The organism is Streptomyces sp. ME02-8801-2C (genome assembly GCF_033793965.1).
GTDB lineage: Bacteria > Actinomycetota > Actinomycetes > Streptomycetales > Streptomycetaceae > Streptomyces.
The window spans coordinates 113,938-130,973 of sequence record NZ_JARAXP010000008.1 but is presented as its reverse complement, the minus strand read 5'-3'; the positions used below and the strand labels follow the sequence as shown (position 1 = coordinate 130,973).

General features: G+C 68.9%; 15 protein-coding genes and 1 tRNA gene. 8 read left to right on the top strand and 8 right to left on the bottom strand.

Annotation, left to right across the window (positions count from 1 at the left end):
- Positions 1-10: 10 nt before the first annotated feature.
- Positions 11-991 carry a zinc-binding dehydrogenase gene (locus PV396_RS26435; RefSeq protein WP_319208656.1) on the top strand — a complete coding sequence of 327 codons (981 nt, stop codon included), beginning with the start codon at positions 11-13 and terminating at the stop codon, positions 989-991.
- A 311-nt stretch (positions 992-1,302) separates the two neighbouring features.
- Positions 1,303-2,541, top strand: coding sequence for a transposase (locus tag PV396_RS26430; RefSeq protein WP_319208655.1), 1,239 nt, complete (start codon positions 1,303-1,305; stop codon positions 2,539-2,541).
- A gap of 200 nt (positions 2,542-2,741) precedes the next feature.
- Here the strand turns inward: PV396_RS26430 and PV396_RS26420 are convergent, their stop codons facing one another.
- Positions 2,742-3,395 (bottom strand): rhomboid-like protein, encoded by a 654-nt coding sequence (locus PV396_RS26420; RefSeq protein ID WP_319208654.1) that lies wholly within the window; start codon positions 3,393-3,395, stop codon positions 2,742-2,744.
- A gap of 33 nt (positions 3,396-3,428) precedes the next feature.
- Between PV396_RS26420 and PV396_RS26415 the strand changes: the two genes are divergently transcribed.
- The gene (locus PV396_RS26415) at positions 3,429-4,349 is read left to right on the top strand and encodes an aminoglycoside phosphotransferase family protein (RefSeq protein ID WP_319208653.1); all 921 of its coding nucleotides are present in this window, start codon (positions 3,429-3,431) and stop codon (positions 4,347-4,349) included.
- A gap of 12 nt (positions 4,350-4,361) precedes the next feature.
- On the opposite strand, the gene PV396_RS26410 is transcribed toward PV396_RS26415, so the two are convergent.
- A tRNA-Thr gene (locus PV396_RS26410) sits at positions 4,362-4,435 on the bottom strand.
- Between the two features lie 179 nt (positions 4,436-4,614).
- Between PV396_RS26410 and PV396_RS26405 the strand changes: the two genes are divergently transcribed.
- The 4 genes from PV396_RS26405 (at position 4,615) to PV396_RS26390 (ending at position 9,018) form a co-directional block, all read left to right on the top strand.
- Positions 4,615-6,030, top strand: a complete 1,416-nt coding sequence (locus tag PV396_RS26405) for an RNA-guided endonuclease TnpB family protein (RefSeq protein ID WP_319208652.1) — start codon at positions 4,615-4,617, stop codon at positions 6,028-6,030.
- 327 nt (positions 6,031-6,357) lie between these two features.
- Positions 6,358-7,494, top strand: a complete 1,137-nt coding sequence (locus tag PV396_RS26400; RefSeq protein ID WP_319208651.1) for a sn-glycerol-3-phosphate ABC transporter ATP-binding protein UgpC — start codon at positions 6,358-6,360, stop codon at positions 7,492-7,494.
- Positions 7,495-7,683: 189 nt separating this feature from the next.
- On the top strand, positions 7,684-8,133 hold the full coding sequence (locus tag PV396_RS26395) for a hypothetical protein (protein WP_319208649.1): 450 nt from the start codon (positions 7,684-7,686) through the stop codon (positions 8,131-8,133).
- 153 nt (positions 8,134-8,286) lie between these two features.
- Complete coding sequence (locus PV396_RS26390) at positions 8,287-9,018, top strand: nucleotidyltransferase family protein (RefSeq protein WP_319208648.1); 732 nt, start codon at positions 8,287-8,289, stop codon at positions 9,016-9,018.
- 164 nt (positions 9,019-9,182) lie between these two features.
- Here the strand turns inward: PV396_RS26390 and PV396_RS26385 are convergent, their stop codons facing one another.
- The 6 genes from PV396_RS26385 to PV396_RS26360 form a co-directional block, all read right to left on the bottom strand.
- Positions 9,183-10,898 carry a DoxX family membrane protein gene (locus PV396_RS26385; RefSeq protein ID WP_319209311.1) on the bottom strand — a complete coding sequence of 572 codons (1,716 nt, stop codon included), beginning with the start codon at positions 10,896-10,898 and terminating at the stop codon, positions 9,183-9,185.
- Positions 10,899-11,023: 125 nt separating this feature from the next.
- Positions 11,024-11,965, bottom strand: a complete 942-nt coding sequence (rlmB, locus tag PV396_RS26380; protein ID WP_319208646.1) for a 23S rRNA (guanosine(2251)-2'-O)-methyltransferase RlmB — start codon at positions 11,963-11,965, stop codon at positions 11,024-11,026.
- A 109-nt stretch (positions 11,966-12,074) separates the two neighbouring features.
- Entirely contained in the window at positions 12,075-13,478 is a 1,404-nt protein-coding gene (cysS, locus tag PV396_RS26375) for a cysteine--tRNA ligase (RefSeq protein WP_319208645.1), read from the bottom strand.
- Positions 13,479-13,578: 100 nt separating this feature from the next.
- A complete protein-coding gene (gene ispF / locus PV396_RS26370) occupies positions 13,579-14,085 on the bottom strand; it encodes a 2-C-methyl-D-erythritol 2,4-cyclodiphosphate synthase (protein ID WP_319208644.1) in 507 nt (168 codons plus the stop codon).
- Positions 14,075-14,827, bottom strand: coding sequence for a 2-C-methyl-D-erythritol 4-phosphate cytidylyltransferase (gene ispD / locus PV396_RS26365; RefSeq protein ID WP_319208643.1), 753 nt, complete (start codon positions 14,825-14,827; stop codon positions 14,075-14,077). Before ispD ends, ispF begins: the two co-directional genes overlap by 11 nt.
- Before the next feature lie 357 nt (positions 14,828-15,184).
- A complete protein-coding gene (locus tag PV396_RS26360) occupies positions 15,185-15,667 on the bottom strand; it encodes a CarD family transcriptional regulator (protein WP_003953493.1) in 483 nt (160 codons plus the stop codon).
- A gap of 657 nt (positions 15,668-16,324) precedes the next feature.
- Here PV396_RS26360 and PV396_RS26355 point away from each other — a divergent pair.
- On the top strand, positions 16,325-17,017 hold the full coding sequence (locus PV396_RS26355) for a DUF461 domain-containing protein (protein WP_319208641.1): 693 nt from the start codon (positions 16,325-16,327) through the stop codon (positions 17,015-17,017).
- Positions 17,018-17,036: the final 19 nt, after the last annotated feature.

Below are 17,036 nucleotides of genomic sequence, written 5' to 3'. Positions count from 1 at the left end.
AGGACCCCTCATGCACGCCATCCGCCTGCACACCTTCGGCCCCGCCGAAAACCTCGTCCACGAACAGGTGGACGACCCGATCCCCGGCCCCGGCGAGGTTCGCATCGCCGTCGCCGCAGCCGGCGTACACCTCCTCGACGCCGCCCTGCGCGAGGGCATGACAGGCCCGGCACCGGAGCCCGCCCGACTCCCGACCATCCCCGGCCGCGAGGTCGCCGGCACCGTCGACGCCCTGGGCGAGGGCACCCCGCGACTGTGGCTCGGCAAACGCGTCGTAGCCCACCTCGGCTTCCAGCCCGGCGGATACGCCGAACTCGCCGTCACCGGCATGGAACGCCTGCACGAAATCCCGGCCGGCCTCGACTTCGCCCAGGCCGTCGCCATGATCGGCACAGGGCGTACGGCCATGGGCATCCTGCAGTTCACCGACCTCGGCCCCGACTCCGTGGCCGTCGTCCCGGCCGCCGCCGGCGGCATCGGCACCCTGCTCGTGCAGTACGCCCGACACACCGGCGCCACCGTGATCGGCCTCGCCGGCGGCCCGGCGAAAACGGCCCTCGTCGCGGCGAACGGCGCCGACCTCGCCGTCGACTACGCGGATCCCGCCTGGCCGGACAAGGTACGCGCGTATCTCGGCGGCAGGCCCGCAACCGTCGTCTTCGACGGCGTCGGCGGCGACATCGCCCGCGAGGCCACCGCACTCCTCTCCCCCACCGGACAACACCTCGTCTTCGGCTGGTCCGCAGCCGGCATCCACACCGGCGGCCCCCTCCTCATCGAGGGCCTCTCCCAACAGGTCCTCGGCCCGGAAATGCTGGCGAAGGCAGGCGGCCCGAACCCCCTGCGCACCCTGGAACTACGCGCCCTCACCGAAGCCGCAACCGGCCGCCTGACCCCCGCGGTACACCGCTTCCCCCTCACAGAAGCAGCCGCCGCCCACCGAGCCCTGGAAAACCGAGGCACAACCGGCAAGGTAATCCTGGAGCCGTAACAGACCGCCCGGGGCCCGCACCCCCACCTACCACCGGCCCAACAGCCCACCCCCAGCCCAGCCCAGCCACCGAGGGGGGCGTCGCAGCCGCCCCCCAATACCTTCTTGGTGGCCCCGCAAATGGGGAGGAATCGCCTCGTGTGGTGGCGACGCGGAGCGTCGCGGTGTGCGGGAGTTCGGGCGCGGAGCACGCGTAGGGCTGTCCGGCGTAGCCGGACAATGCCGAACACATGGTCGACGGGTCGCTGAATGATGGGACTGATGTGCGGAAGCCATGTGTCTGTACGGACGGCTGTGTAGGTTCGAGCGTCATGAAGCTGGTGGTGCAGGTCAAGCTGTTGCCGACGCCCGTACAGGCGGCGGCGCTTGAGGCGACCCTGCACGCCTGCAACGAGGCCGCCACCTGGGTGTCCGAGGTCGCCTTCGAGAAGGATGTGAAGCGGAACTTCGCGCTGCGCGAGCACACCTACTCCGAGATCAGGCAGCGGTGGGGGCTGGGTGCGCAGGCCGCCCAGCACACCATCAAGAAGACCTGTGACGCCTACCGGACGCTGGCGGCAAACCTGAAGGCCGGGAACCTGGGCAGGCCGTGGTCGAAGCGGTACCGGCGGGCGGTGGGCAAACCGGTCGTCTTCCGGCCTGAGGGCGCGCAGCCCTATGACGACCGGATGCTGTCGTGGCAGATCCCCGACCGGACCGTCTCCCTCTGGACCCTGTCCGGGCGAATGAAGCAGGTGGCGTTCACCGCCTCCCCGGAACAGCTCGCCCGCCTGGCCCTGTACCGCAGGGGTGAGTCCGACCTGCTCCACCGCGACGGGATGTGGTTTCTGCAAGCCACCTGCGAAATCCCCGAAGCACCCCTGAACACCGGTCCGGACGGGTTCCTCGGTATCGACCTGGGGATCGTCAACATCGCCACCCCGAGCGACGGCCAAATCATGGCCGGGCGTGCGCTGAACCGGGGACGGCTGCGCGAACGCACCCTGCGCACCAAACTGCAGAAGAAGAACACCCCGTCCGCCAAGCGCCGTTTGAAGAAACGCAGGCGCAAGGAAGCACGGCGGGCGAAGGACATCAACCACAAGATCGCGAAACATGTGGTGGCCGCGGCAGAACGCACCGGACGCGGAATCGCCCTCGAAGAACTGACGGGCATCCGCGAACGGGTACGGCTACGCAAACCCCAACGGGCCACCCACTCCAGCTGGAGCTTTGCCCAGCTGGGGCAGTTCATCGCGTACAAGGCCAAGAAGGCCGGCGTCCCGGTGGTGTACGTCGATCCGGCGTACACCTCCCGCACCTGCGCCGAATGCGGCCACATCGACAGGGCGAACCGGGTCTCCCAGGCCTGGTTCGCATGCCGGTCCTGCGGATTCGTTGATCACGCAGACCGAAACAGCTCCCGCAACATCCGCGCCCGCGCGGAAGAGTTGTGGCGACGCGGGGCGCAGTCAACCGCCCCAGACCCACCCCCGACACCCGAGGGCGGGCCAGGACGCAAGCGCAGCACCACAGCCAGTGGCGCCCGCCGTGCAAGCCCGGGACTTTAGTCCCGGGTCGTTGACGTAATAGGCCGACCACAACCCCGTGTAGCCGCCCCCGACGATCACGACATCCGCCGTCGCGTCCCCGTCGAGACGCGCCCGCATCTCCTGCAGACCGTCCTGCGCGTACCAGAAGGAAACCCGGCCGTTGACGGCCCCAGCACCCACACCCGAACCGCCATTCGCGCTGCTCATAGCGCCGGACGTTAACGCCTCAACGCCCCCAGTGTCTCCTTCGGATTCCGCACCTCACGACCCCTGAGACGCGTCAACGGCCAGCAGGCGAAGCCGATCAGCGCCGCGGTGAAGTGCCCCAGATCCGTGAACGTCCGCGAGACGGACAACGGCACCCCGTACACGACAAGAACCCCCACCGCGTACACGTACCGCCACGGCCGGGTGAGCCGGTACGTCAGTACGGCCACCACCCCCGCCAGCCCGTAACTCACCCCGAAATCCATCGTGTCCGCCGCCGACGCCGGCGCCGAACCGTCCCGGATCGCCCGCCACACCGCACCCTGGCTCACCAACGTCGCCAGCACATGCGCGCTCACACACACCACCAGCCACCGCACGGTCCCCAACCACCGCTCGACCTGCGCGTGAAACACCGAATACAGCACGAGATACGGAGTCCACCACCCGTCGATCCACATCGCACTGGAGATCAACACCCGCACCGGATGGTCCGACAATTCATTGATGTTCGTCGAACGCTGCCGCAGGAACTCCTCCTGGAACTCCGCCGACATGAGATGCACAGCCACCGTCGTGAAAAACAGGACGAGCAGCCACACGTACGTCCCCGGAGCACTACGAACGTAAGCCCACACCCCGCGCGGACCCGCCGAAAATCGCATGCCCCAATTTACGCACGCACATACAGTCGCCACGTGACCCGCATCCGCGTCCCCGACGAACTTGCCGCCACACAGCTCAAGTACAACGGGGAGGCGGGCCGCGCCTTCATCACCACACTTCCCGCCCGCACAGCCGACTTCCTCGACCACTGGAACCTACGCGTCGACGGCCCGGCCATGCACGGCGTGACAGCCCTCGTCCTCCCCGTCGTCCGCGCGGACAACACCCCGGCCGCCCTGAAACTCCAGCTCCTCGATGCCGAGAGCGAAGGCGAACCAACCGCCCTCCGCCTCTGGAACGGCGACCACGCAGTACGCCTCCTGGACCACGACCCCACCACGGGCACGCTGCTCCTGGAACGCCTCGACCACACCCGGATGCTGTCCCACCACCCCGACGCCCACGAGGCCACCCAGGTCATCGCCGACCTCCTCGCCCACCTCACGTCCGTACCGGCCCCACCGGGCATCCGCACCCTCGGCGACATCGCGACACGCATGCTGGCCGAGACACCACAGGCCCTACGCCGCCTCCCGGCGGCCCCCGAGACCCGCACCCTCCTCCAGGACTGCGCCTCAGCCCTGCGCGAAGTGGCCCCCGACCCCGGCGACCGCCTCCTCCACTGGGACCTCCACGACGAGAACGTCCTCGCCGCCCACCGCGCCCCCTGGCTGGCCATCGACCCGAAACCCCTGGCAGGAGACCCCGGCTTCGATCTCTGGCCGGCCCTGAACAACCGCTTCGACACCGACGACATCCCCTGGCGCTTCGAAGCCCTCACAGCCACCCTGTCCCTCGACCGCGAACGCGCACGCGCGTGGACCCTCGCCCGAGTACTCCAGAACGCCCTGTGGACCATCAAGGACGGCGACCCCCTGGACGACCAGGACCTGGAAATCGCCCGCCTCCTACGCCACCCCACAAACAAGAAGCCCAGGTCAGCGGGGAGCTGACCTGGGCTGTCGAGCCCCCTATCGGATTCGAACCGATGACCTGCTCATTACAAGTGAGCTGCTCGTTCCAGCTGAGCTAAGGAGGCACCGCGCGCACCCAAAACGCCGTACGCGAAGGCGGCTCCACTGTACACAGAGCGCGATCCTCCGAGCCACGTAGTTCGCGTCTGACCTCGGTCTCGAAAACCAAACGTAACCATCCGAGCATCCGTTCGTTGATCGCTCTGACGTGCTGCTCCGAAGATCAGTCGTCGGGGAGGGGCTCATGGGCAAGCCGGGGGAGTCGGTGGACAAGCCGAGGCTGGAAGCGGTGACCGGCGAGGAAGCCGAGAGGATCAAGCGCGAAGACCTCGGTATCGGCGACCGCCGCAAGCACCACCAGCGCGCGGCGACGCCGCTGAAGGCACACGCCAAGGAACCTGATACGCAGCACCGTCTGTACCGCTTCCGCTTCTATCCGACCGCCGAGCAGGCGGAGCAGCTGGCGAAGACGTTCGGTGCCTGTCGGTGGGTCTACAACGAGGGGCTGGCGCTTCGGTCCGGTGCCTGGGAGCGGCATCGGGTGAATGTGGGGTTCGCGGAGTCCTGCCGGGCGTTGACGGGGTGGAAGCGGGCGGAGGGGATGGTGTGGCTCGGGGAGGTGTCGTCGGTCGTGCTTCAGCAGTCGTTGCGGCATCTCGATCAGGCGTTTGGGCGGTTCTTCAAGGGGTCGGGGAAGTATCCGCAGCGGAAGCGGAAGGGGCGGTCGCGGGATTCGGCGACGTATGTGCGGACGGGGTTCAGGTGGGTCGAGGATCCGGAGCGGCCGGGGACGGGGTCGATCACGTTGGCGAAGCAGTCGGGGCCTCTGGATGTTCGTTGGTCGCGGGCGCTGCCTGTGGGGGTCGTTCCGGTGCGTTTGTCGGTGACGCGGGATCGGGCCGGGCGCTATTTCGTCTCGACGCTCATGGAGGAGCGGATCAGTCCTCTCCCCGCTGCCTTTGTGTCGGGTTCGCGGGCGCCGAAGGCGGTGGGGCTGGATCTGGGGCTGGCGTCGCTCGTCACTCTGGACGACGGGACGAAGGTTGATCATCCTCGTCTGTTGAGGCGGTACGCGGAGAGGTTGGCGCGGTTGCAGCGGGAGCTGCACAGGAAGGTGAGGGGTTCGGCGAACCGGGACAAGGTGCGGCGGAAGATCGCGCGTCTTTACGCGCTCATCGGTGACGTTCGCAGGGACATGTTGGACCAGTTCACGACCCGCCTGGTGCGCGAGAACCAAGTGCTCGTGGTGGAGGATCTGGCCATTGGGAACCTGTTGCGTCCGGCGCGTGGCAAGGGTCGTCGGCGGAAGGCGAAGCTGAACGAGGCGATCATCGATGCCGGGTGGGCCGAGTTGTTGCGGCAGTTGCGGTACAAGTGCGAGTGGTATGGGCGGACGTTGGTGATCGTCGACCGGTTCTTCCCGTCGACGCGGCGTTGTTCTGCCTGTCACACCAAGGGTCCGAAGTTGGATGTCTCGGTGCGTGAGTGGACGTGTGGCGAGTGCGGGGTCGTTCATGACCGGGATGTGAATGCGGCTGTGAACCTTCGGGATGAGGGGTTGCGGCTGTATTGGCTGGTGGCGGCGGGGCTGCCGCCTACGAAGGAGGTGCCGGCGGTGATCAGGGCGTCGGACCTGGAGGGTTGCCTGCTGGCCGCCTAGCAGCGGCCGGAGCGGTACGGACCGACGGGCCGTCGGCCGGAATGCCTGTGGAGCGCGTGTAAGACCGTTCGGGCGCAGTTCACGAGGACTGGGTGCGTCGGCGGTGGGTGATGAAGCAGGAAGCCTCACGGCAAGGTCAAAAGTGCGCTGCTCTGCCTGCTCGTATGTTTCCGGCTCGAAAATTTCCGCGAAGTTCACACTCCTCCACCTACTGACAGAAGTCGAAACCCCAGGTACCGTCCTGGTTCAGTCCGCATACGTGGACTACACCACCTTCCACTACGGATCGTCCGGCACGTTCCTGCCGGTGAAGGGGGCCTAGTACCCATGGCCACTGTTTCGTTCGACAAGGCGACCCGCATCTACCCGGGCACCGAGAAGCCCGCCGTCGATGGTCTGGAGATCGAGGTCGGGGACGGCGAGTTCCTCGTTCTCGTCGGTCCGTCCGGTTGCGGCAAGTCCACCTCGCTCCGCATGCTCGCCGGGCTCGAGGACGTGAACGCCGGTGCCATCCGCATCGGTGACCGCGACGTCACGCACCTGCCGCCGAAGGACCGGGACATCGCGATGGTGTTCCAGAACTACGCGCTGTACCCGCACATGACCGTCGCCGACAACATGGGCTTCGCGCTCAAGATCGCCGGCGTCAACAAGGCCGAGATCCGCCAGAAGGTGGAGGACGCGGCGAAGATCCTCGACCTCACGGACTACCTCAGCCGTAAGCCGAAGGCGCTCTCCGGTGGTCAGCGCCAGCGTGTCGCCATGGGTCGCGCCATCGTGCGTGAGCCCCAGGTGTTCCTCATGGACGAGCCGCTGTCGAACCTCGACGCCAAGCTCCGTGTGTCGACGCGTACGCAGATCGCGTCGCTGCAGCGCCGTCTCGGCATCACCACGGTGTACGTCACCCACGACCAGGTCGAGGCCATGACCATGGGTGACCGCGTGGCCGTGCTGAAGGACGGTCTGCTCCAGCAGGTCGACTCCCCGCGCAACATGTACGACCGTCCCGCGAACCTCTTCGTGGCCGGCTTCATCGGCTCCCCGGCCATGAACCTGGTCGAGGTCCCGATCACCGACGGCGGCGTGAAGTTCGGCAACTCGGTCGTCCCGGTCAACCGCGAGGCCCTCAAGGCCGCCGCCGACAAGGGTGACACCACCGTCACGGTCGGCGTCCGCCCCGAGCACTTCGACATCGTCGAGCACAACGGTGCCGCCGCCAGCGCGCTGTCCAAGGACTCCGCGGACGCGCCGGCCGGTCTCGCCGTCACGGTGAACGTCGTCGAGGAGCTCGGCGCCGACGGTTACGTCTACGGCAGCGCCAAGGTCGGCGACGACCTCAAGGACCTGGTCGTGCGTGTCAGCGGCCGTGCCGTCCCGGACAAGGGCGCCACGCTGCACGTCGTGCCGCGTCCGGGCGAGACCCACGTGTTCTCGACCTCGACGGGCGAGCGCCTCACCGACTGAGACGCGATCTCGATCTCGATCTGAACGCTGAAGGGCCCCGCGGCTTGCCGCGGGGCCCTTCGCATGCGCCTTCGCATGTGCCTTCACGGGCGCGTGCGTCAACGCCCTACCCAGAAAACGGCACCAATCCATCCCCCGATCGGGTGACTGAATGTCGCCATGTCAGCACTGAGCGCTACCCTCACTCGCGTGAAGCACTCCACTAACCAACTGACGCGAAGTGGCCGTGGCCCCGCCCGCCGGATCGGCCGTAGCCTCGCCCTTGTCCTGCCCGTCGTCCTGGTGCTGTCCGGGACCCTCGCGGTCACCCGGGTCAACTGGTCGGGGAACCCCTCGGACTCGGTGCTCACGGCATCCTCCGAGGACTTGGCCGCCCGAGCCGCAGCGGCCCCCGAACCGCAGGACGTCCTGCGCGACCAGCTCCTCCTGGAGCTCCAGGACAAGGACCCCGGGACCGCCCTCACCCACCTCCAACAGGCAGTGAACGGCAAGCCGGCCCTGGCGAGGCACTGCACCTCGATCGCCCGCGCCCTGGGCCGAGCGGCGGTCCACATGTACGGCCCGTCGCGCGCCCAGTCCTACGCCCGCCCGGTCTGCGACACGTCTTTCGCCACAGGAGTGGCAGCGGCCCACAGCTAGCCGCAAAAGCCCCTGGAGGCGCCCCGCAGGGGCAGCCTCCAGGGGCGCGGGGAACTGCGCGCTCAGCCCCCACCGAGCCGCAGATCCCCACGCACAGCCCCACCCCCCAACCTCCCCCGCCAAACCCGCGGAGCGCCCCGTACAGTTCGATTCATGAGCGATCCGAACGCCACGACGCGCCCCACCCAGGCCGTGGTCCTCGCCGGCGGCCAAGGCTCCCGGCTCCGCCCGTACACCGATGACCGGCCCAAGCCGATGGTCGAGATCCCCGGCACGGGGACGCCGATCATCGGCCATCAGCTCGTCTGGCTCGCCGAGGAGGGCGTGACGGACGTCGTCGTCAGCTGTGGGCATCTCGCCGAGGTGTTGCAGAAGTGGCTCGAGTCCGCTGATCTGCCGCTGAACGTCACGACGGTCGTCGAGACGGAGCCCCTCGGTCGTGGCGGTGGCCTCAAGTACGCCGCCGCGCATCTGCCCGCTCCGGACCAGCCCTGGTATGCCACCAACGGTGACATCTGGACCCGTTTCTCGCTGCGCGAGATGGCCGACTTCCACGCGGAGCGGGACGCCGTGGCGACTCTCGCGCTGGCCCGGCCGCGGCTGCCGTGGGGCGCCGTGCAGACGGACGGCTTCGGTCACATCACGGACTTCATAGAGTCCCCTCCGTCGACGTTCGAGATCAACGCGGGCGTGTACGTCTTCTCCTCCGAGTTCGCCGCCCTGCTCCCGGAGCGCGGCGACCACGAACGTACGACGTTTCCCCATCTGGCCCGCGAACTGCGCCTGGCGGGTTTCCCGATCCCGCACGGTGCGTACTGGCGTGCCATCGACACCGCGAAGGACCTCACGGAGGCGGCGAAGGAGCTTGCGGCGCTGGGGCGTTGAGCTGCCGGTTCGCCAACGACTCCCTCAACCACCTCCTCAACCACCTCCTCAACCACCTTCCCAATCGCCTTCCCAACGACCTTCGTACATACGTGAAATGGGGCCCCGCGCTGTCACAGCGCGGGGCCCCATTCATGTAACCGCCTTACCCAGGCGGGTTGTTACTAGCCCAGGAGCCCGCCGACCAGTCCCGGCTGGCCCGTGGAGGAGCCGCCGGTGCTGCCTTCGCCGGTGCTGCCGGTGCTGCCGCCCGTGGAGCCGCCGTTGGTGCCGCCGGGGGTGCCCGTGCTGCCGCCGCCCGACGAGGACGGTCCGGTGCTGGTGCTGGGCGCCTGCTGGGCCGGGGTGGTCTGTTGCGGCGGGGCCTGGCCGACGGTGCCCTGGGTCTGGGTGGGCCGGCTTCCGGTGACGCTGCCGCTCTCGCGGGCCTCCTCCGGGGTGGTCGCGACGTCGCCGCTGGTGGGGGCGGCCGAAGTGGCGCTCTGGGTCGGCGACTTGGTGGCCGCCGAGGGGCTCTTCGAGGCGTGGCGTTCGCCGGACTTCTCCGGGAGCGGGGAGCCGGGGAGTTCGTTGCGCGGGGCCTCCCCGGGGCCGGGGACGACCACACGGTCGGCGTCGCGGACGGCGCCGCCGAGGAGCGAGCCGATGAGGAGCGTGAGTCCGATGACGAGGGCGGTGACGAGGGCCCCGCGGCGCAGGACGTAGCTGCGCAGTTCCCAGATGTCGGTTCGGGGACCGAGTCGGCGCCAGGCGCTGCCTGCGAGGCGGCCGTCGATGGAGTAGACGGGGGCGCCGGCGATGATCAGTGGTGACCAGGCGGCCAGGTAGATGATGTCGGGGGCGTCGTAGACGGGGACGCTCTTCCAGCTGACGGTGACGAGCAGCGCGCCGGAGAGCAGGGCGCCGCCGACCGCGGCGACCCGCTGCCACAGGCCGAGGACCGTGAGGACTCCCACGACGACCTGGAGGAAGGCGATGACGAGTCCGGAGCCGACGGGGTGCTGGAGGGCGAACTGCCGTAGTGGCTCGGCGGCTTCCCAGGGGTGCAGGGTGTTGAGCCACTTCATCATGGAGCCGCGTTTGCCGCCGTCGAAGTAGACGGGGTCGCAGAGTTTGCCCATGCCGGCGTAGATGGAGATGAAGCCGAGGAAGATGCGCAGCGGGAGGAGGACGACGCCGAGGCTCATGCGGCGGCCGGGGTAATAGGCGTGCCGTACGGGGTCGTTGGCGTGGCGTTTGCTTCGCCCGTCGGCGTCCCGGTCGTGGGCTTCGTCGGCGTCGTAGCGGAACTCGTCGTCTCCGTCGCCATGTTGGCCGTATCCGGAGTCGACGTATCCGGCCTCCTCGTATGCGCTGCCGGTGGTGCGCATGTTGGGGAGGAGGCGGCCGGTGTCGGAGCCGTGGGTGCGCTGGCTGCCGACGATCGGGTTCTCGATGGACTGGTCGAGGGTGCTGCCGGCGTAGTCGAGGTCGCCGTCGATTCGGGGGATGACCTGGGTCGCTCCGGCGTCGGCGGTCGGCGGCTGTTCGCCGTGGCGCACGCTGGAGCCCCGTGCGGCCTGGAGCAGGCGGTGTGCGCCGGTGTCGTCGGGCGCCGACTTGCCACTCCAGACGACGGGCGCCCGGCGTCGGCCGGCTGTGGCGCCACCGGCGCCAAAGACGGGGATGCGCGCCGTGTCCTCGGAGGCGCCGAGGTGCCGGGCGACGCGGGACGACGGTGCCGCCAGCCGCGTCGAGGCCCCCAACTGCACGCGGAAACTCGCATGGTTGACGATGACCTGCGCCGGATCGCTCGGCACCTTCACCATGCTCAGCGCGGGAGCGTCGTCGTATCCCGACGAGCGGTCCCCCGTGGGTGTGCGGGGTGTTCTGGTGTCCACACTCATCTAACCGAGTGACGTGACGTTAGGACACTGCTTTGACTCGGCGGATGTGTCCGGGCCGCGTCAAGGTCACGTCACTCGCCCGGATTCCCCCCCGTACGGGTGACGGCGTGCACGGGTGTTCAGGCGCGTCGGCGGGCCGCTTCGTAGAGCACGATCCCGGCCGCGACGCCGGCGTTGAGGGACTCGGTGCCACCGGGCATCGGGATCCGGACGAGGTGGTCGCAGGTCTCCCCGACCAGCCGGGACAGCCCCTTGCCCTCGCTGCCGACGACGATGACGACGGGCCCGCCGAGGGCGGTGAGGTCACCGAGCTCGGCGTCGCCGTCGGCGGCGAGACCGACGACGACGATGCCGGCCTTCTGGTACGCCTCCAGGGCGCGCGTCAGATTGGTGGCGCGGGCGACGGGCGTACGGGCGGCGGCGCCGGCGGACGTCTTCCAGGCGCCGGCGGTCATACCGGCGGCGCGCCGCTCGGGCACGACGACGCCGTGGCCGCCGAAGGCGGAGACGGAGCGGACGACGGCGCCGAGGTTGCGCGGGTCGGTGACGCCGTCGAGGGCGACGATGAGGGGGTCCTGGCCGTTGTCGTAGGCGGCGTTGGCGAGGTCCTCGGGGTGCGCGTACTCGTACGGCGGGACCTGGAGGACGAGGCCCTGGTGGTTGAGGCCGTTGGTCATGCGGTCGAGTTCGGGGCGGGGGGCCTCCATGAGGTGGATCCCGCCGCGCTCGCCGACCAGCTGGAGGGCCTCGCGCACGCGCTCGTCGTTGTCGATGAACTGCTGGACGTAGAGCGTGGAGGCCGGGACGCCCTCGCGGAGCGCCTCGACGACGGAGTTGCGCCCGACGACGAGTTCGGAGGAGGCCTTCCCGCCGCGCCCCTTGGGTGCGGGCCGTCGCTGGAGCTGCTTGGCCTTGGCGCCGGCAATACGGTTCTTCTTGTGTCCCTTGCGCATCTCGGCGGGCGGGGTCGGGCCCTTGCCCTCGAGCCCCCGGCGCCGCTGGCCGCCACTGCCGACCTGCGCGCCCTTCTTGCCGGACATGCGGCGGTTGTTAGCGGCCATGACCTACCTGTCTGTGTGGTGACGTGCGTGTGTACGTCTATGAGTGTGCCGCCCGGAGACCCGGGCGGCACAATCGATCAAGAAGATGCACGTGTTTGTGGTGATTTGGTCAGCGCGGGCCGAGGGTCCAGCGCGGCCCCTGCGGACTGTCCTCGATGACGAGGCCCGACTGGTTGAGCTGGTCGCGGATGGCGTCGGCGGTGCCCCAGTCCTTGCGTCCGCGCGCGGCCTCGCGCTGGTCGAGGACGAGTCGTACGAGGCTGTCGACGACGCCGTGCAGGTCCTCGCCCCGGTCGGCGCCCTCGCCGACCCAGTGCGGGTCGAGGGGGTCGAGGCCGAGGACGCCGAGCATGGCGCGCACCTCGGCGAGGCGGGCGACGGCGGCTTCCTTGTCGTCGGCGGCGAGGGCGGAGTTGCCCTGCCTGACGGTGGTGTGGATGACGGCCAGGGCCTGGGGCACACCGAGGTCGTCGTCCATGGCCTCGGCGAAGGCGGGCGGCACCTCGGCGGAGGGTTCGACGACGCCGCCGGCCTTCTCGATGACGCGCTGCACGAAACCCTCGATCCGGGCGAACGCCGACTCGGCCTCGCGCAGGGCCTCTTCGCTGTATTCGATCATCGACCGGTAGTGCGGGGTGCCGAGGTAGTAGCGCAGGACGATGGGCCGCCAGGCCTTGACCATCTCGCTGACGAGGACGGAGTTGCCGAGGGACTTCGACATCTTCTCGCCGCTCATGGTGACCCAGGCGTTGTGCAGCCAGTAGGCGGCGAAGTCGTCGCCGAAGGCCTTGGCCTGGGCGATCTCGTTCTCGTGGTGCGGGAAGATCAGGTCGAGGCCGCCGCCGTGGATGTCGAAGGCGGAGCCGAGGTACTTGTGGGCCATGGCGGAGCACTCGAGGTGCCAGCCGGGCCGTCCGCGCCCCCAGGGTGTCTCCCAGCTCGGCTCGCCCGGCTTGACGGCCTTCCACATGGCGAAGTCACGGGAGTCGCGCTTGCCGGTCTCGCCGTCCGAGGAGGGCTGGAGCAGGTTGTCGAGCTCCTGGTTGGACAGCTGCAGGTAGCCGGGGAAGGAGCGCACGTCGAAGTAGACGTTGCCGTCGGCCTCGTAGGCGTGTCCGCGTTCGATGAGGCCGCGCATCATCTCGACCATCTCGGTGACGTGCCCGGTTGCACGCGGCTCGTAGGTCGGGGGGAGGCAGCCGAGGGCGGTGTAACCGTCGTTGAAGGCCCGCTCGTTCTCGAAACCGATGGACCACCAGGGCCGCCCCTGTTCGGCGGCCTTGTTGATGATCTTGTCGTCGATGTCGGTGACGTTGCGGATGAAGGTGACGTCGTAGCCGCGGTAGGTGAACCAGCGGCGCAGGATGTCGAAGTTGAGCCCGGACCGGATGTGCCCGATGTGCGGGGCGGCCTGCACGGTGGCGCCACAGAGGTAGATCGAGACACAACCCGGTGTGAGCGGGGCGAAGTCACGGATCTGCCGGGCGCTGGTGTCGTACAGGCGAATGGTCACGGGTCCAGGGTAGTGGCCGATACCGGGTGCCCCACGCCCCTTGACCACAAGGGCCATATATTCGTGACATAGCCGCCCACGGTGCCGCCGCGTTGCGGTCTCAGCCCGTACGGGCCACCAGTGCCGTCGCCACCGCCATCAGGCCTTCTTCCCGTCCCGGAAAGCCGAGCCCGTCCGTGGTGGCGCCGGAGACCGACACCGGCGCCCCGACCGCCTCGGACAGCACCTTCTGCGCTTCCTCGCGCCGCTTGCCGATCTTCGGCCGCGGTCCCACGACCTGCACGGCGACGTTGCCGATGGTGAACCCGGCCGCCCGTACGATCCGCGCGGCCTCCGTCAGCAGCGTCACCCCGGACGCCCCGGACCACTCCGGACGCCCGGTGCCGAAGTGCTGTCCGAGGTCACCGAGGCCGGCCGCCGAGAACAGCGCGTTGCACGCGGCGTGCGCGACGACGTCCGCGTCGGAGTGACCCGCGAGCCCCGGCCCCTCGCCCTCCCACTTCAGGCCGGCGCACCACAGCTCCCGGCCCTCCTCGAAAGCGTGAATGTCGGTACCGATGCCGACCTGGGGCAGCAGCGGCCCCGGCGCGGCGGGCTCAGAAGCCATGGTTCAGCCTCCTGCGGGCGAGTACCGCTTCCGCGAGCACCAGATCCAGCGGTCTCGTCACCTTGAACGCCTCCTCGTGGCCGGGCACGACGACGACCGGCAGGCCCAGCTGTTCCACCATGCTCGCGTCGTCGGTGACGTTCTCGGTCACCGTCTTGTGGGCCCGTACGAGGGTGTCGACGGCGAACCCCTGCGGTGTCTGGACCGCGCGGAGGCGCGCCCGCTCGGGTGTCGCCAGTACGGGTTCGGGTTCGCCGTGGACGGCGGCCGGCTCGACCTCCTTGACGGTGTCCGCGAGCGGCAGCGCGGGAACCACGGCCTGCGCGCCCTCCCGTACGGCCTCGATCACGGCGTCGACGGTGTCCACCGGTACGAGGGGGCGGGCCGCGTCGTGGACGAGGACGATGTCGATGCCGGCCGGCAGAGCGTCCAGGCCGAGTTTCACCGACTCCTGCCTGGACTCGCCGCCGGGGACGACGACGAAGTCCGTGCGTTCGGGCAGCGCGTGGGCGTCGAGAAGGGTCCTGACCTCGGCGGCGCCGTCCGGCGGGGCCACGACGACGACGAGCGAGACGGCACGGGAGGCGGCCATCGCGCGGACGGCGTGGACGAGCATGGGCGTGCCGTTCAGCGCGCGAAGCGCTTTGGGAGCGCCCGGGCCGAGGCGTACGCCCCGGCCGGCGGCCGGAATCACCGCGGCCGTACGTGCCCCGGGCGGTGTGGGGCGCGATTCGTCAGACATCGGTTCCTGTCAGGTTTGTGTGCCGAGCCCTCGTGGGTATGGCCTGGAAGAGTGCCGGGCGCGAGCCTCGATCGGACCCTTCCGTGACATCCGGTCGAGTCGTCTCCGGGCCCGGCGCACCAAGTATCGGTACTGCAGCGTTTCAGTACGTCATTCGGTACTACCGGCAGTTGCCGGTAGGGGAATTCGCTGATGGCGCCAGTGGTGCCTCGGATGCGCGGCAGAACAGCAGAACATCCGGGCACGAACATGCCGCAGCGCCCGGCGACATTGGATACGTCATCGGGCACCGCGGCATTTCATTGTGCTGCTGAGCTGGGTGAGCGGGCTTTCAGTGCTGCCCGTTCCCCGTCAGTTTCAGGACGCGAGCACCTCGTCGAGCAGCGCCTCGGCCTTGTCCTCGTTCGTGTTCTCCGCGAGCGCGAGCTCGCTCACCAGAATCTGGCGAGCCTTGGCGAGCATGCGCTTCTCACCGGCGGACAGTCCGCGCTCACGCTCACGACGCCACAGGTCACGCACGACTTCCGCGACCTTGATGACATCGCCGGAGGCGAGCTTCTCCAGATTTGCCTTGTAACGACGCGACCAGTTCGTGGGCTCCTCGGCATACGGAGCGCGCAGGACCTCGAAGACCCGGTCCAGTCCGTCCTGACCGACCACATCACGTACGCCGACGAACTCCGCATTGTCCGCTGGCACACGTACAGTCAGGTCACCCTGGGCGACCTTCAGCACCAAGTAGGTCTTGTCCACGCCTTTGATCTGGCGAGTTTCGATGGCCTCGATCAGCGCGGCCCCGTGATGGGGATAGACCACGGTGTCGCCAACCTTGAACGTCATGTGACAGGTACCCCTTCCGTGGCTATCCAGGGTAACACGGAAACGGCAGCTTCTGAATGGCGTTTTCGCAGGTCAGGGCATATCTCGGGGCTTGACAACTGCAACAGGAACGTGCTTCGGAAGGGCCCCGGAGGCGAAGAAGGGGAGGGTATTCGCAGGTCGGAGCGGCTCTCCGAAGCAAGTGAAACCCGGGCGTTACACGCACCCGGAGACCCCGCCGGGCGACCAAACATCCCCTTATGTCCGCTTCCAACTGTGCTACTTCCGTTACTCCGTTCGATGAGCGGAGTCCGACCGGAGCCGAATCGGGAATTGATCACGGCGGCCGATGATCCAGTGGATGATCCGGCGGATGGCCGAGCGGATGATCCATGAGTGATCAATTTCTGGATGCCCTTCATTCCTTCACCAGAATTTTCCCCGCATGCTCTTCTCTTTGCCGACGGCACTTATGTGAATGGCGGACCGCCGCCCCCGAGAAGGGGTCAAAACGACTCCTGAGGCGCCCGCGTTCTCCCGTGTCGGCGCCGCTGCTCCCCCGTAGAGGCGGGTCGGGTGCGGTGGCGCGGGAACGGCTCGGTAACCTAAGGCCGCTGACAGTCACTTAGGGCGGCTTTATAAGGAGCTGCCCGTGCGTTCCAAGGAGTTGCCGCCGCCGTGAGCAGCAGCCTTCGACGCGGCGCCCTCGCCGCATCCGCCCTCGCGTTCTCGGTCGCCACGCTCGCCGGGTGCGCAGCCGGAAACAACGCCCAGACGCTGGAGATCAAGCCCGACAACGCGGCCACCACCGTGGGGGCCATCAAGCTGCAGAACGTCGTCGTCATCACCCCGTCGGAGCTGGAGTCGACCGGCCCCGCCGCCGTCTCGGCGACCGTGTTCAACAGCGGCATCACCGCCCAGACGCTGGAGTCGATCACCGTCCCCGGCACCGGCAAGACCGCGGAGCTGAAGCCCGCCAAGGGCAAGAACCTGAGCATCCCGGCCGGCGGCTCGCTCGTCATCGGCGGCGCGAACAACGCGTCGGCCGTGCTGCCGAGCAGCCGTGAGTCGGTCCAGGACGGCAACGCGCAGAAGATCACCTTCACCTTCAGCAAGACCGGTGACGTGAGCCTGCGCGCGTTCGTCGTCCCGGCGGAGCAGTTCTACGCCTCGTGGGGCCCGACCGCGGCTCCTGAGGTCCCGGGCGGCGCCACCAGCCCCTCGCCATCCGCCTCCGCCGCCGTCTCCGGCGCGCCCGCGGCGACCGGTTCCCCGAGCGCGACCCCGACGGGGGCCGGCGCGGCGGGCGAGGCCGGGGCCACCCCGAGCACGTCGTCGACGGCCACGGGCGCCGCGGTCGCCGGTCAGTAACCGGCGCCGGGTCGGCGGC